We start from the raw sequence: 14,960 nt of genomic DNA on the forward strand, positions 1-14,960 counted from the left end.
CGCCGCATGAAAGGTGTCTGGGTAATCCTCCGGCTCCTCCTCCCGCTCCTGCCGGCGGGTGCGCGTCGCTACTTCCTCGGCTACATGATCTGGACGAGCGCACTCACGGTGCTCGACGTCATCGCCGTGTCCATGCTGGCGATCGTCATCGGCCCCGCGATCACAGGCGGCACGCTGAGCATCCCCCTGATCGGGGAGGTCACAGCCGAGCAGGCTCCGCTGTTCGCCCTACTCGCGTGCGTGCTCATCATCGTGAAGTCGGCGCTGTCGCTCCTGCTCCACTGGCACGCGACGCGACGCTTCGCGAAGTACGAGCTCGCGATCGGCGATCGCATGTTCAAGGCGTACATCAACTCGAGCTGGGAGCAGCGCTCCAAACGCACGGTCGCTGAGATCACGCGCATCGCCGACTCGGGCATTGCGAACACGATGGCGGGCTTCCTGCTCCCGCTCATGCGCGTGCCCGCCTCGATCTGCACGTTCGTCGTCGTGCTCACGGTGCTGCTCGTGGTCGATCCGATGATCTCGATCATCACGCTCGTCTATCTGACACTCATCGCCCTGGTCGTGCACAATCTCGTCACCAAACGTGCCCTTGAGGCTGCCACGGTGAACCTCGAGTTCAGCTACCGCGTGGCGATCCTGATGACCGAGATGATGGAGGCGCTCAAAGAGCTCAGCCTCCGCAACCGCCTCGGCGACGTCGCCGATCTCGTGACGGCCAATCGGCAGCGCTCCGTGCGCGCTCGCGCGAACGGGTCGATCCTCGGGCTCATCCCCGGGTTCGTCTTCGAAGCGGCGCTGATCGGCGGCATCATCCTGATCGGCGGCTTCTCCTACCTGCAGGGCGGGTTCACCTCGGCCCTCACGTCGGTCGCGCTGTTTGCGACGGCGGGCTTCCGGCTCATCCCCGCGATCAATGGCATCCAGGGCGGCATCGTGCAAGCGATCGCGTCCATCCCGTCCGCGAGCGACGTCGTGGACGATCTCATCGCGGCCGAGAAGGACATGGAGACCTCGACGACGCCCGCCGACACGGCGGTGCTCGTCGAACGCCCGGAGCGACTCGCGCTGACCGATGTGCGCTTCCGCTATCCCAAAGCGGAGGAAGACGTCATCCGGGGCATGTACCTGGACATCCCGCTGGGCAGCTCGGTCGGGATCGTAGGACCTTCGGGAGCGGGCAAGTCGACGCTCATCGACCTCCTCCTCGGGCTCAGCGTGCCCTCGTCGGGCGAGATCCTCATCGACGGGCAGCCGCTCAACGCTGTTCTGCGCCAGTGGCGCGGCCGTGTCGGCTACGTGCCGCAGCGCGTCGCGCTGTTCGACGGCACCATCGCGCAGAACGTCGCCCTCACGTGGGGCGACGAGGTGGACCGCGAGCGCGTCGTGCACGCGCTGGAACGTGCGCAGCTGAGCACGCTCGTCGCGTCGCGCACGGGCGGCATCGACGAGCGGATCGGCGAGCGTGGCGTGTCGCTGTCGGGCGGTCAGCAGCAACGGCTCGGCATCGCGCGCGCCCTCTACACCGACCCCCTCGTGCTCGTGCTCGACGAGGCCACGAGCTCGCTCGACACCAAGACCGAGGACGAAGTCACGAGGTCGATCCGCGCGCTGCAGGGTGAGGTCACCCTCATCTCGGTGGCGCACCGACTCTCCACGGTCAAGGACTATGACCGCATCTGCTATGTGGATGAGGGGCGGATCGTTGCGCAGGGAACATTCCGGGAGGTGGCATCGCAGCTTCCGTCGTTTGCGGAGCAGGTGCTGCTGGCGGGCCTCGGTCGCGAAATCGATCTCTAGGTCGCTCGTCAGGTCGCGGACAGCGACCGCAGACCCGCGTAGAGCGTGCGAAAAGGCGCCTGACGGTGCAGAGCGAGAAGCGGGTTGCGCGGAAGCATGGCGGCGACCGTCCGATAGTTCCACCGCGCATCGATGAAGTGCAGGATTGCAACGGGGTCGGGCTGCTCCCTCTCGAGTTCGTCGATGACGCTGCGGTCGGCGCGGGCGAGCAGGCTGGTCACCCCCGGTGCCGAAGCCTCGAGGCGCGCGAGCACCGTGAGAAGATCGGCGCGATGCGCGACGATCCCTTCGGGCACCCTCGTACGGGCGAGCACGGCGTCGAAGAAGTGCACCCGGAGGATCTTCACCGCGAGCGCACGTCGATCCGCTCGCCCGAGTCGCCCGAACCAAGGGTGAGCCTCGATCGCATCGAGGAAGGCGAAATCGTCGTGGACGGGGCGGGGCGCCGACGTGACGCGGTCGATCGCGTCGTCGTTGACGAGATACGCGGGCCCCGTCCTGTCGTAGGCGACGTTGCGACCCGTGAACCACAGGGTCGCCGAGTACGCGAGGTCCTCGCCCGATGCCAGCCCTTCAGTGAAGCGGAGGTCGGGGAATCGCTCGCGCGACACCAGGCCGAGCGGCGCGCTCCGATACGCGAGCCGGTCCTTGCGGGCGCTGAGTCGGCGTGTGCGACGGCCGCGGCGCACCGGCGGATAGGGGTCGGCACCGCGTGCACCGAGGAGGATACGCGCGATTATCGTCGACGCCCCCGTCGCGCGCTGCAGCGCCAGCCACGAATCGAGGGCCCCCGGCGCGAGCTCGTCGTCGGAGCCCATGACCGAGACGAAAGGCGCGTCCGATAAGTCCAGCCCGTGATTCATCGGACCCGCGGGGGAGTGGACGCCGTCGGCGAGCGAGAGGAGCCGGACGGACGGATGCTGCGCGTAAGGTCCGAGGTTCGCTCGGATGACCTCGGGGTCGATGTTGTGGGCCACCACGTTGACACGCACATCGGCGGTCGTGTGATCGACGATCGACGCGACGGCGCGGGCGATGGGGCGGGATGCCGAGTGCACGGCGATCGTCACGTCGACGTCGGGGCGGGTCATGGATCGAGCCTACCGAGCGCGGAGAGCACCGCCGGGCGCCCGACGCGGCCGACCCAATCAGGCGCGAGGCCGGATCCAGTCGTCGAGCAGGACACGCGCGCTGAACGGACCGGAATGAACGGCCTGAACGAACGCCGGGCCGGCAGCTGCGAGCTCGCGTGCTGCTACGGGGTCCGCGAGCAGTCCCGACACGACGTCGCCGAGGGTGTCCGGAGTCGCCTGGACGATCGGGAGCTCCAGGCCCGTCGCGCGCTCCACCTCGTCGCGGACGTCGGGGAGAACATGCCCGACAACGATGCGGCCGGCTGCCATCGCCTCGCACGCGGCCACGCCGTACGACCCGATCCGGAACTGGTCGATCACGATGTCGGCCGCGGCGAAGCGCGCCGGCATCTCGTCGGCCGTCGCGCCCGTGACAGTCTCATAGACGGCTCGGCCCGATTCGAGGAGGGGTGCCAGTGCCGGCGCGATGAGGTGGCTGCCCTTCTGGACGGGCGCGCTCGAGGCGTGGATGATGCGGGCCGGGCCTCCGCCATCGAGCAAACGCGCGTCGGTCGCGAACGCCGCGACGTCGGTGACGACGGGGCACCAGATCGCGGTCGGCACGTCGAAGAGGAGGTCGGGGGTGGAGACGAACACAGGTCGGTCGAGTCGCCGCAGCAATTCGAGGTTTGCGCGCGCGTCCTCGCGCAAGACGTCTGTCCTGGGGTCTTCCGGGTACGGCGACCAGGGCGTTCGCTCCGCATGACGGTCGGGATCGCGCACGTCGGTGCCGTGGGCGAGGAAGGCGACCGACACCCCGGCTGACGCCAGTGCCTCGACCTCAGCCGCGACGCTGCGTGAGAAGCGTGTGCCGAAGAGGGGCCGCTCGGCCTCTACCAGCACGTGGGTGAACTGCGAGACCGCCTCCCACTGCGCCTCGCCCCACTGCGACGACGCGTTCACCACCGCGATCGCGACCGACGAGTCGGCGGGGAAGTCGAACCCTCCGGGCAGCGAGACCGCCATATTGCGTGCCGCGAGACCCGCGTCGGCGGCCTCGAGCGACCGCGCCCAGCGGTAGCCCTGCCCGGAGTAGTTCGTCGGACCGATGAAGACGCGGATTCCGCCCGTCGGGACTTCGGTCGGAGCGCCGTCGCCCCCGCCGAGCAGAAGTGATGACAGCCGGCCGACGACGCCGTCGGGGTTGCGCGCTGCGGACGCCATGAGTCTGTTCACCCATGCGGGCAGCGAGGACCGATGCCGCATGAGCCAGTCGACCGTGCGGCTGACGAGCCCGCTCACGGCATCCGCCTGCGCGTGGCGGCGGCGATCTCGTCCGCGACCCGCCCCGCGACCGCGGCCATCGAGTGCTCGCGGGCCGTCCACGCGGCCAGGGCCGCGCGGTCGGGCTCGGTCGGAGGGTGATCGATCATCGCCCGCAGGGCGCCTGCGAGCTCGTCCGCGTCGTGCGACACAGCGGCGCCGGCCCGCACGTGCCGACTAGCCTCCGTGACGAACGGGCCCGTCGGACCGGGGCCGGCGAACACGACGGGGCAGCCGGCGGCGAGCGACGAGTACACCTTCGAGGTGAAGGCGTAGTCGTACCCTGTTCCCGGCCGCAGGGTCGCGATCGAGACCAGCGCGCCGCCCAGCACGCGCGAGAGCTCCTCTGGGCCGACGGGTGCCGCGAACTCGACAGAGGAATCGACGCCGCGGTCGCGCGCGCGAACGGCGAGCGTTTCTTGCTCACCGTTGCCGATGACGAGGAGGCGCAGATCGACTCCGTTGTCTCGCAAGACCGCCAGGGCATCCACGACGACCTCCGCCCCGTGCCAGGTCGAATAGCTGCCGGCGTAGACGACCAGCGGCTGGATGTCGGCCGGGCGGTACGAGAAAGACGACGTGTCGGCGCCGAACCCCGTCACAGCGATCGGCCGCTCGATGCCGAGCGCGCGCACGCGGTCGACCACGCCCTGCGAGATCGTGACGAGTCGCGTCGCTCCACGCATAGCGAAGCGTTCCAGCCGGCGCAGCACGCGCGTGACAGCCGTCGACGAGGTCGCCATGCTCGCGGCATCCGACCAGATGTCGGCAGCGTCGTAGACGTACGGGATGCGGCGCAGAGCGCACACGACTCGCACGACGACGCCCGTCGTGGGAGGCGGTTCGACGAAGACGACATCGGGACGCCGCGCGAACAGCAGCCGGAAGAACAGTGGAAGGTCGAAGCTCGCGTAGGGCAGGTATCCGCGTACGTAGCCGTTGCGGTCCCGGACGACCGGGAAGGTCCGCACGCGCTCACGGGGTGCGTGCGTCTCGGACGAGCGTGGTGGCCGGGCTGTCAGGACGGTCACATCGTCGCCGCGCTCGACGAGTGCATCCGCGACGCTACCGAGGAAGAACGACGCGGCCGACGGCTCGGGCCGGTAGATGCGTGAGACGATCGCCACCCGCACGTCAGGCCTCGATGAAGTGCTTCATCAGCACATCGCGCGAGAAACGCCCGTCGTGCAGTCTTCGAACGAACTCGGGGCCGGACTGGGCGATCTCGCGATAATGATCCGGGCGGGCCGCGATATCGCGAAGCCGCTCCTCGACGGTCGCGAGCGTCGTCTCGGGGATCGGAAGCGGCATCCCGGCATGCCTCTCGACCTCGTTGCGCACTTGATCGGTCACGTGCGCAAGCACGATCCGTCCCGACGCCATCGTCTCGCACGCGCCGACGCCGTAGTCGCCCGTGCGGAACTGGTCGAGGACGACATCGGCATCCGCGAACACCGCGGGCATCTCGTCGTTCGGGATGCCCTTGAGCTCCACGTACTCGATGACGCCCTCATCGTGCAGACGTCGCACGATCGGCGCGAGGTCGGGGGTGCCCTTCAGGTTGGGGTTGGTCGGGGCGTGCACGACCTTGACGCGCTCGCGCGTAAGCGCGGGGCGATCGCTCGCCCACTTGTCGGGGTCGACCACAACCCCGAGGAAGTGCGCCTGCGGCACGTCGACGAGCAGCCCCGCCGTCGACACGAACGTCGGCACGCCGAGGTCGGCGATGAGGCGCAGATTCTCGGCGACGCTGGGTTCGAGCAGGGCCGCGGGCACCCAGATGTCGTTGTGGAAGTACGACCATTCGTCGCCCGCCATGTGCGTGGACGGCAGGCGGATGTCGGTGCCGTGGCCGACGACCGCGAGCTTCGCGCCTTGGGCCTGCATGAGCGCGGCCTGCTTGCGCACGTCGCCCGAGTGCAGTCCGCCCAGGACGGGGAAGCATGCCTCGATCATGACGTGGGTGTACTCCGTGCCGATCGTGTCGAGCATCGCCTTCTGCCACGCGCGGGAGTGCTCGGCGGTGCGCCACGTCACTCGGTAGTCGGCCTCGTACTGGAGCACGTTGTTCTCGGTGTGCACGTAGTTGCGCGCCGACACTTCGCCCGTCGACTCGAGCGCACGGGACCAGCGGTAACCCTGGCCTGCGTAGTTGACGGGGCCGACGAGCAGACGGTAAGGCTTCGTCAGGTCGGGATGCGGGGGCTCCGGCGGACGCACGCCGCGTACACGGTCCACGTTCGACGCGATCGCGTCCTGCAGCGACTTGGGGATCAGTTTCCATGCGCGCTCAACGACGGGGTGCATGCTGCTCGCTTCCCTTGCGGCTTTCGCCGAGATCGATCCAGTGCTCGAGCAGGGCTCGTGCGGCCAGTCGGCCGTCGTGCACCGCGTGCACGAACGCGACGCCCGCAGACCGGAGCTCGGCCCCATCGCTCCGGGCGAGACCTCGCAGCACATCCTCGATCGTGGCCGGGGTCGCCTCGACGATCGGCAGCTCGAGACCTGTGAGCGCCGCCACCCTCTCGCGGATGTGTTCGGCGACGTGGCCGACGACGATGCATCCCGCCGCCATCGCCTCGCACGCGGCGACGCCGTACGACCCGACGCGAATCTGATCGATCACGACATCCGCCTTCGTGAAGACGGCCGGCATCTGGTCGGACGGTCGCCCCTGCACGAGATCGAGCTCGATCACGCCCTCGGCGGCCAGCTGCTCGAGGACGGGCAGCACGAGCGAGGTGCCCTTGACCGGGCCGACGGAGGGGGCATGCGCGACGCGGAGCGGGCCGACCCGGCCCGGGCGCTCGACCTGCCAGCGCGCTGGGTCGACGACGACCGGGCACCAGTGGGCATCGGGCAGGTCGTCGAGCAGATCGGGCGTCGACACGAAGACGGGTCTGCCGCTGGTCGTGACCAACTCGATGTTGCGCGACGCAAGGGTCTCGGCCCGCGGCGCATAGATCGAGGGGTCGTTGTAATGCGACCATTCATGGCGCTCGACGTGGCGCGACGGCAGACGCACGTCCGTGCCGTGGGCGAGATAGGCGACGTCGACCCCGTCTTCGGCCAGGGCCCGTGCCTGCGTGCCGACCGACCGTCCGAAGAGACGGCCGAACGGCGGCTCCTCGGCTTCGATGAGCACGTGAGTCGCGCCGAGCGCAGCTTCGAACTCCCGACGCTGCCAATCACCGTCGTTGTGGTAGGTCCCGACCGGAACGACGACGTCGGCCGGGAAGTCGAACCCGCCGGGCACCTCCACCGCGAGATTGCGTGCGCTGATCGACGCGTCAGCCGCTTCGAGCGCGCGCGCCCACTCTCGTCCTTGACCGGAGTAGTTGACCGGGGCGATGAGGACGCGTCGCGGCGCGTCGTCGAATGACGTGGCGGGCACCGAGCCGATCGCCGCGGGACGCCCGAGCCGCTTCGCGGCGACGCGGCCGATCAACGAGTCCGGGGCATCGGCGACGGCATCGATGGCGGCGTTGATCCAGCGCGGGATTGAGTTCCTGTTCACAGCGTCGGGTGGGTCCCCATCGGCGCGCGAGTCATGGCATCCAGTCTACGAGCACGAGCCCGCGCGACGGCTCGACGCATGCCCCGTATCATGGCAGTCGGTCGCAGAGCGGGTATCGCGGTCGTCTGCGGCTCCGCCGCCGAGTCGCAGGGATCTATCGAAAGGTGTCGCACGCTGATGGGCCGTGATTCGCAGGCGGAGAGACCGACGCTGCTCATCCTGTCGTTCTCGGCGATCGCCGGCGATGCACGTGTGCTCAAGCAGGTCGAGGCCTTCCGCGGCGACTACGCCGTGACGACGGTCGGGTATGGCCCGACACCCGGCGGCGTCGCAGAGCACATCCGCATTCCCGACGACGTGCTGCACAATGTCCTCGACGACCGGTACATCACGCGACGCGCGTACCGTCGCGCGTATTGGACGCTCTGGTCGGTGGACTGGGTGCGCAAGAACGTGCCGAGGCGGCGATGGGACGTCGTCCTCGCCAACGATGTCGAGGCCGTGCCGATCGCGCTGCGCCTCCGGCCGAGAAGGGGCGTGCACGCCGACCTCCACGAGTACTCGCCGCTGCTCCACGAGGACTGGGAGGGGTGGCGCGAGCGCATCACCCCGTACGTCGAATGGGTGTGCCGGCGTTACCTGCCGAAGGCGTCGTCGTGGACGACCGTGAGCAAGGGACTCGCCCGCGAGTACGAGAAGAACTTCGGCATCCGGGCGGAGCTCGTCACGAACGCGGCGCCGTATCGCGAGGGCGAGCCGACTCCCGTTCACCACCCCGTCCGGCTCGTGCACTCAGGCGCCGCGATGGGGGACCGCCGGCTCGAGAGCCTCATCGCGGGCGTCGCCAGAGCGTCGACTCCTGTCACGCTCGATCTGTATCTCACCCTCAATCAGCCCGCCTACGTCGAACAGCTGCGCGAGCAGGCTGGGGCGACGCACGGGCGCGTGCGCGTGCTCGATCCGGTGCCCTACTCGCAGCTGATCGAGACCCTTCGCGACTACGACATCGGCGTGCACCTGCTCGCGCCCACCAACTTCAACAACACCTGGGCGCTGCCCAACAAGCTGTTCGACTACGTGCAGGCGCGGCTCGGTGTGATCGTCGGCCCGACGGCCGAGATGGCCGAGTACGTCGAGCGCCACGGCCTCGGTGCCGTCGCCGACGGGTTCGAGCCCGACGGCCTTGCGCGCCTGCTCGACGCGACGACGACGCCCGACGTCGAGCGGTGGAAGGATGCCTCGGCCCGCTCCGCACGCGAACTGTCGGCCGAGTCGCAGGTCCAGATCTGGAAGACCGCGATCGCAAAGCTCGCTCCGCCGGCGGTCTGAGTCAGGCCCGATCGGCCTCGCGCCCGACCGCGGCCGGCGCCTGAAGCGCGGCGCGCATTGCTGTACGGCTCGCCGACGCCGAGGCGTGGGTCCTCGCCCAGTCCCATCCGTGATCGGCCTGCGCCGCGAGCGTCTGCGGGTGTTCGAGCAGTCCGGCGACGGCGTCGTGCAGCGAATCGACGTCCGCGACCACCCACGCTCCGCGCGACTCCACGCCGAGGTCGGGCTCGTCGTCTGCGGAGGCGCTGGTGACGACGACGCATCGCCGGGCCATCGCCTCGACGCCGAAGACGCCGGGCACCGACGAGTAGAACTCGTTGAGCGCGATGTGCGCCTCGTCGAGCGCGGCGAGCACCTCGCTGTGCGGCACACCGATGAGTTCGCGATATTCGACGTGCGGATGAGCGGCAGTGATCCGTGCCATGGCGTCTCGCACAGCATCCGTCCCCTTCAGCACGGGACTGGACGGCGCATGCACGACCACAATTCTCGACGGGTCGTCGAACTTCCCAGACGGCGGCGCGAACTGCTCGTCGGGATGGAAGTAGAGGAAAGGGTGAGTCGGCGACTGCAGGTACGACAGCTGGTCGTGCTTCGCGTTGAAGATGACCTCGGCGTTGCGATCCGCGACCTCGGCGCGGAGTCGTCGGGCGTCGTCGTACGCGTCCGTGCCGAAGAGTGGGTCGACGTCGAGGAGACGGGTGCCAAGATTGGGTCGCCCCGTGCGCGCCGCGAGCGCCGCCATGAGCTTCGGGGAGCGGATGTCATTGCCCGTGAAGTAGCAGACCAGACGCCGCCGGTGCCGGCGGAGGAACGAGAACTCGAACTCGCGCTCGTCGTGATGGCCTTCGAGGAATGCGCCGCCGCCGACGTAGATGAAGCCACGCGCGCGGTTCGCGAGCCATGCGAGCAGGATCGGGCCGCCGTACAGGCGCCGCCAGGTCGCCCAGCGGCCGCCCAGCGCGGTGCTCGTCGTCTGGATCACCGCGTCGTACGGCACGTCGTAGAACCGGTTGCGTGAGTGGATCGCCGTGTATGAGCGGGGGAGCGCCGACGCGATGTTCGTCGCCATGAGCGCGATGTCCTCAGGACCGACGACCCAGTCGATACGGCGCGCGAAGAGCGCGAACGGCTTCAACATCCAGTACATCACCCGCAGGATGAGCTTCTGCCGCGAGAAGACCGTCGTGTCGCTCATGACGTGCGTCGAGGGATGCAGAACTTGACGTAGAAGCTCTTCGGGACGCGGTCCAGCTTCCACATGAGCCAGAAGAACGGGCGGAGCAGCTCGAACCGGCGCTTGTAGGTCGGATAGTCCGTGTACATCTTCTTCGGCATCGTCATGACGCGCTCGAACTCGGCGTCGTCGAAGCCCATGCGCTTCTTGACGAGCGCGATGAGCTCAGGATCGCCGACCCGTGGCTCGATGAACTGGCCTGCGGCCACGGTGCGGTCCATCTGGCCCGAGCGCACCAGAGCCGACAGCTCGATCTGGCGGAAGTTGATTCCGAACCGGGTCGGCAGGAAGTACGTGTGGTAGAACGCCGTGAAGCGGTTCTCGAGGTGGTGGCCGCCGTACCACTGCCATCCGAACTCGTCGTGCAGGAACGTCTTGGCGGCTTCCTTGTTGTAGTCGATCCAGTACAGCGGTCGTGCGCGCTGTATGCGGCTGAACGCCGACCACTTGACGAAGTTGGCGAAGTCGAGGTTCGGGTACGTCTTCATCGGCACGCGGCCGAATTGCTCATGGACGCCTTTGACGTATCCGCCGTCCATGTAGAGCCAGCCCATGGGCGACACGCCCTCCGTGCGGAACGAGTGCCCCTCGACGATGTGCCGGATCCCGTGCTTCTCGGCCGCGCGGTAAAGCACGCCCATGAATCCGATGTCGGTCGGGGCCTCGATGTCCTTCACGCCGGCCAGCATGAAAGAGCGGTAGATATCGTCGTACTCGACGTTGTCGACGACGTAGGTCTCGAGGTCGACGCCCAGCTTCTCAAGCACGGCGAAGATGTTCGACGTCGCGGTGGGGGAATTCCAGGTGTTGTCGAAATGCACTGCGAGCGGGCGCACGCCCTTCGAGACGAGCAGGTGCGCGAGGTACGACGAGTCGGTGCCGCCCGACACCCCCATGATGCAGTCGTACTTCTTGCCCTTGCCCGCGGCCTTCAGCTCGGCGACGAAGCGATCGAGCGCTTCTTCGCTCTCGGGGCCGATCGGGTACTGCTGATCGAGCGAGTCGTGCAGGTGGCAGTAGTAGCACACGCCGTCGGCGTCGAAGTCGGCGCCGGGGACGTCGGCCGTGATGATGCAGCGTGCGCAGATGTCGGCTGTCGCGAGGAAGTCTGCGGCAGCGGCGAGGTCGACATCATGCGCGACACCCACCGAGGCCGCCATGTCGCCGCGGCCGGCGAACAGGTGGGCGAACAGTGCGTCGATCCGATCGCGCGTCGGGTAGTTGATGAGCACGCTGTCGCGACCCGCCTGCATGACGAATGCGGTGCCTGCCGCGACGGCGGAAGCGCCGGAGTGCTCGATGGGTGCTACGAGGTCTTCGCGCGTCCCCGCGCCGCCGTGTCCGATGACGGGCACCGACGCGGTCTCGGCGACGCGTCGTACGAGCTCGAGGTCGATGCCTTCGCGCGAGCCCTCGCGGTCGATCGACGTGACCAGGATCTCGCCTACCCCGACATCCTCGGCGCGGCTCAGCCACTCGTCGAGGCCGAGGCCGGTATCCCGCTTGCCGCCCTCGACGAACACGCGATAGCCCGCACTCGTCAGACGCACATCCACCGCACCGACGACTGCCTGCGACCCGAGGGTCGCGACCATCGCCCGCACGGCTTCGGGGTCTTCGACGAGGACGGTGTTGACGACGACCTTCTCGATGCCTGTCGCGATGATCTGCTCCGCCTGCGCGGCATCCGTCACGCCGCCGCCGTAGGCGAGGGGGATGAACGCCTCCGAGACGAGGCGCTCGAGCAGCGAGATCGGAGCAGCCTCGCGCGAGCGCGCGGCGCCGATGTCGAGGAGCATCAGCTCGTCGACCTCGAGGTCGTTGAAGATGCTGATGACGTTCACGGGGTCGCCGACATAACGGGGGTCGCCGAACTGCCGCGTCTTGACGAGCCGTTCGCCGTCGAGGAGGAGCACCGGGATGATGCGGGGGTAGACGTGCATCAGCAGCTCGATCCAGCGAAGTCGCGGAGGATGGCCAGGCCGTAGCGGTGGCTCTTCTCAGGGTGGAACTGGATGCCGAGAACGTTGTCACGCTCGACGGACGAGGCGTACCGGTGGCCGTAGTCGGTCCACGTGAGCACGTCGTCGGCGTCGTCGGCGTCCACGGCGTAGGAGTGTACGAAGTAGAAACGACCGCCGTCGCTCAACGCGGGTGCGAGGCGCGACGGCTTCGCTGCGACGGCGCTGCTCCAGCCCATGTGGGGAACGAGCAGGCGATGGCCGTCGATCGTCGCGGGGAATCGGGTCGCCCTGCCGGCGATGAGGCCGAGCCCGGGTAGCGTGCCCTCGTCGCTGCCGTCCAGAAGCAGCTGCATGCCGAGGCAGACGCCGGCGAGAGGCGTGCCGGCCTTGGCGGCCGCGGTGATCGCCTCCGCGAGCCCGGTCTCCGAAAGCCGCCCGACGGCACGGTCGAAGGCGCCGACGCCGGGCAGGATGATGCGCTCGGCCACCGCGACGGCGTCGGGGTCGCCCGTGATGTCGGCGGTACGGCCGACTTTTGCGAGCGCGTTGCGCAGCGAGCCGAGATTGCCGACGCCGTAGTCGACGATCGTCACGTCTGCGCGCGTCATGCCGGCTCGCGGGTGCTCGTCGCCACGCTCTCACGCAGGGCACGTGCGACGATGTCGAGGTCGTCGTAGGTCAGCTGCGGATAGAGGGGGAGCGTCAACGACTGGTGGTGGGCACGCGTCGTCTCGGGCAGAGCGGAGTCCGGTATTCCGAATCGCTCGCGGAAGTAGGGCTGCAGGTGCATTCCGTACGTGCCGAGCGTCGTCTCCACGTCGCGGTCGCGCATCGCCCGGATGACCGCATCCCGATCGATGTCATCGTCGAGAAGCACGACGTAGGACTGGTAGGTGTGCTCGACGCCGTCGGGTGCTGACGGCGTGTGCACGCCGGGGATGTCGGCGAGACGCGCCGTGAGCGCCGCGGCCGCACGGCGGCGGCCGTCGAGGATCGCGGCCAGCTTCTGCATCTGGGCCAGCCCGATCGCGGCGTGCACGTCGCTCAGCCGGTAGTTGAATCCGGCATCCACGAACTCCATGAACAGCTCGCCTCGCACGGCGCCGTGAGCACGCAGCACCGCGATGCGCTCCGCGAGGGCGTCGTCATCCGTCGTGATCATGCCGCCCTCGGCGGTCGTGATGATCTTGCGCGGGTGGAACGAGAAGACACCGGCGGTGGCGAGCGAGCCGGCGGCTCGGCCGTCATAGACGCCGCCCAGGGCGCAGGCTGCGTCCTCGAGGACGGGAAGCCCATGGCGTCCCGCGATCTCGTTGATCGGGTCCATGTCGGCGCACAGACCGAAGGCATGCACCGGCATGATCGCGCGTGTGCGCTCGGTGATGGCGGCCTCGAGGTGGGTGGGGTCGAGGTTGAACGTGTCACGACGGATGTCGACGAAAACGGGGATCGCGCCCTGCTGCACAACGGCGTTGGCGGTCGCGGGGAAGCTGAATCCGGGGATGACGACTTCGTCGCCGGGGCCGACGCCGAGCCCCACGAGCGCCAGATGGAGTCCCGTGGTGGCCGAGCTCACCGCCTGCGCATGACGCGTGCCTGTCACGGCCGCGATCTCGGCCTCGAACTGTCGCGTGCGAGCACCCTGGGTGAGGTAGCCCGACTCCAGCACCTCGCCGACGGCGGCGAGCTCGGCTGCGTCGAGGACGGGGACGTTGAGCCTCATCGCAGGACCGACAGGTACCAGTCGACGGTCCGCTGCAGCGCGTCGTCCGTGAGCGACGGCGTCTCGTGGCCGAGGATGCCCTTGAGCTTCGAGACGTCGGCGAGATGGCGCCGCACGTCTCCCGGGCGCTCCTCCGAGTGGAAGGTCGGGTGGTCGGGGCGGCCCATGATGCCGAGGATGCGTCGAACGAGCTCGTTGACAGACGTCTCGACGCCGGTCGCGACGTTCAGCACCTGTCCACGGCACTCCGGCGAGTCGTGGATCTGCGCGATCAGGTCGGCCGTGTCGCCCGCGTAGATGAAGTCGCGGGTCTGCTCGCCGTCCCCGTAGATCTCGATCGGCTCGCCCGCGAGCACGCGCCGCACGATGATCGGCACGATGCCGGCGTAGGAGCCCGGATTCTGGCGCGGACCGATGTTGTTGAACGGGCGGATGACGGTGGCGTCGATGCCGAAGGTCTGCACGTAGGACTCGATGATGTGGTCCGCAGCCGACTTGCTCGCGGCGTAGGGGGTGATGGCGTCGTGGGGGTGCCCTTCGTCCATCGGGATGTAGCGGGCGGAGCCGTACGCCTCGGAGCTCGAGACGTGGACGAGGCGCTCGACGAGGCCTCGGCGGGCGATCTCGCAGAACGTCGTCGCGATGCCGACGTTGGTCTGCACGGTCCACGCGGGATACGTGAGCGATGTGGGCAACGGGATGACGGCGAGATCGAAGACCGTGTCGACCTCGTGCTGCGTGATGACGTCCTGCATCGCGGCGAGGTCGGCGGCGTCGAGCCGGATCACGTCGATGTCGGACCGAGCGCGCAGGGCCGAGGACAGGTTGTCCATGCTGCCCAGGAAGAAGTTGTCGACCACGGTGATGCGGGACGGCTCGTCGGCGATGAGCCGGTCGACCAGGTGGCTGCCGATGAAGCCGGCCCCGCCGGTGACGAGCACCGATTTCGCGCGCACAGACATGCGTGATTCTCCCGATTCGGTGGGCGGCG

At 68.6% G+C, this 14,960-nt stretch carries 12 protein-coding genes; 2 read left to right on the forward strand and 10 right to left on the reverse strand.

Annotated features, from left to right (window positions below; all coding sequences use genetic code 11):
* The first annotated feature begins 6 nt into the window (after positions 1-6).
* The gene (locus ACLBXX_RS05730; protein ID WP_447657230.1) at positions 7-1,803 is read left to right on the forward strand and encodes an ABC transporter ATP-binding protein; all 1,797 of its coding nucleotides are present in this window, start codon (positions 7-9) and stop codon (positions 1,801-1,803) included.
* Between the two features lie 8 nt (positions 1,804-1,811).
* Here the strand turns inward: ACLBXX_RS05730 and ACLBXX_RS05735 are convergent, their stop codons facing one another.
* The 5 genes from ACLBXX_RS05735 to ACLBXX_RS05755 are packed head-to-tail and all read right to left on the reverse strand — an operon-like array spanning position 1,812 to position 7,716.
* Complete coding sequence (locus tag ACLBXX_RS05735) at positions 1,812-2,894, reverse strand: glycosyltransferase (protein WP_447657231.1); 1,083 nt, start codon at positions 2,892-2,894, stop codon at positions 1,812-1,814.
* 57 nt (positions 2,895-2,951) lie between these two features.
* On the reverse strand, positions 2,952-4,178 hold the full coding sequence (locus ACLBXX_RS05740) for a hypothetical protein (protein WP_447657232.1): 1,227 nt from the start codon (positions 4,176-4,178) through the stop codon (positions 2,952-2,954).
* Entirely contained in the window at positions 4,175-5,326 is a 1,152-nt protein-coding gene (locus ACLBXX_RS05745; RefSeq protein ID WP_447657233.1) for a glycosyltransferase family 4 protein, read from the reverse strand. The genes ACLBXX_RS05740 and ACLBXX_RS05745 overlap by 4 nt, the downstream gene beginning before the upstream one ends.
* Positions 5,327-5,333: 7 nt before the next feature.
* Positions 5,334-6,506: a glycosyltransferase gene (locus ACLBXX_RS05750; protein ID WP_447657234.1), complete on the reverse strand. Its 1,173-nt coding sequence runs from the start codon at positions 6,504-6,506 to the stop codon at positions 5,334-5,336.
* Complete coding sequence (locus ACLBXX_RS05755) at positions 6,490-7,716, reverse strand: hypothetical protein (protein WP_447657235.1); 1,227 nt, start codon at positions 7,714-7,716, stop codon at positions 6,490-6,492. The genes ACLBXX_RS05750 and ACLBXX_RS05755 overlap by 17 nt, the downstream gene beginning before the upstream one ends.
* A gap of 177 nt (positions 7,717-7,893) precedes the next feature.
* Here ACLBXX_RS05755 and ACLBXX_RS05760 point away from each other — a divergent pair, with 177 nt between their 5' ends.
* Entirely contained in the window at positions 7,894-9,045 is a 1,152-nt protein-coding gene (locus tag ACLBXX_RS05760) for a glycosyltransferase (RefSeq protein WP_447657236.1), read from the forward strand.
* A gap of 1 nt (position 9,046) precedes the next feature.
* Here the strand turns inward: ACLBXX_RS05760 and ACLBXX_RS05765 are convergent, their stop codons facing one another.
* The 5 genes from ACLBXX_RS05765 to ACLBXX_RS05785 are packed head-to-tail and all read right to left on the reverse strand — an operon-like array spanning position 9,047 to position 14,931.
* Entirely contained in the window at positions 9,047-10,243 is a 1,197-nt protein-coding gene (locus tag ACLBXX_RS05765) for a hypothetical protein (RefSeq protein ID WP_447657237.1), read from the reverse strand.
* Entirely contained in the window at positions 10,240-12,225 is a 1,986-nt protein-coding gene (locus ACLBXX_RS05770; protein ID WP_447657238.1) for an N-acetyl sugar amidotransferase, read from the reverse strand. Before ACLBXX_RS05770 ends, ACLBXX_RS05765 begins: the two co-directional genes overlap by 4 nt.
* Positions 12,225-12,854 (reverse strand): imidazole glycerol phosphate synthase subunit HisH, encoded by a 630-nt coding sequence (hisH, locus tag ACLBXX_RS05775; RefSeq protein WP_447657239.1) that lies wholly within the window; start codon positions 12,852-12,854, stop codon positions 12,225-12,227. The genes ACLBXX_RS05770 and hisH overlap by 1 nt, the downstream gene beginning before the upstream one ends.
* Positions 12,851-13,969 (reverse strand): DegT/DnrJ/EryC1/StrS family aminotransferase, encoded by a 1,119-nt coding sequence (locus ACLBXX_RS05780; RefSeq protein ID WP_447657240.1) that lies wholly within the window; start codon positions 13,967-13,969, stop codon positions 12,851-12,853. The genes hisH and ACLBXX_RS05780 overlap by 4 nt, the downstream gene beginning before the upstream one ends.
* Entirely contained in the window at positions 13,966-14,931 is a 966-nt protein-coding gene (locus ACLBXX_RS05785; RefSeq protein WP_447657241.1) for a dTDP-glucose 4,6-dehydratase, read from the reverse strand. Before ACLBXX_RS05785 ends, ACLBXX_RS05780 begins: the two co-directional genes overlap by 4 nt.
* Positions 14,932-14,960: the final 29 nt, after the last annotated feature.

This window comes from Microbacterium sp. C23T, from assembly GCF_053345975.1.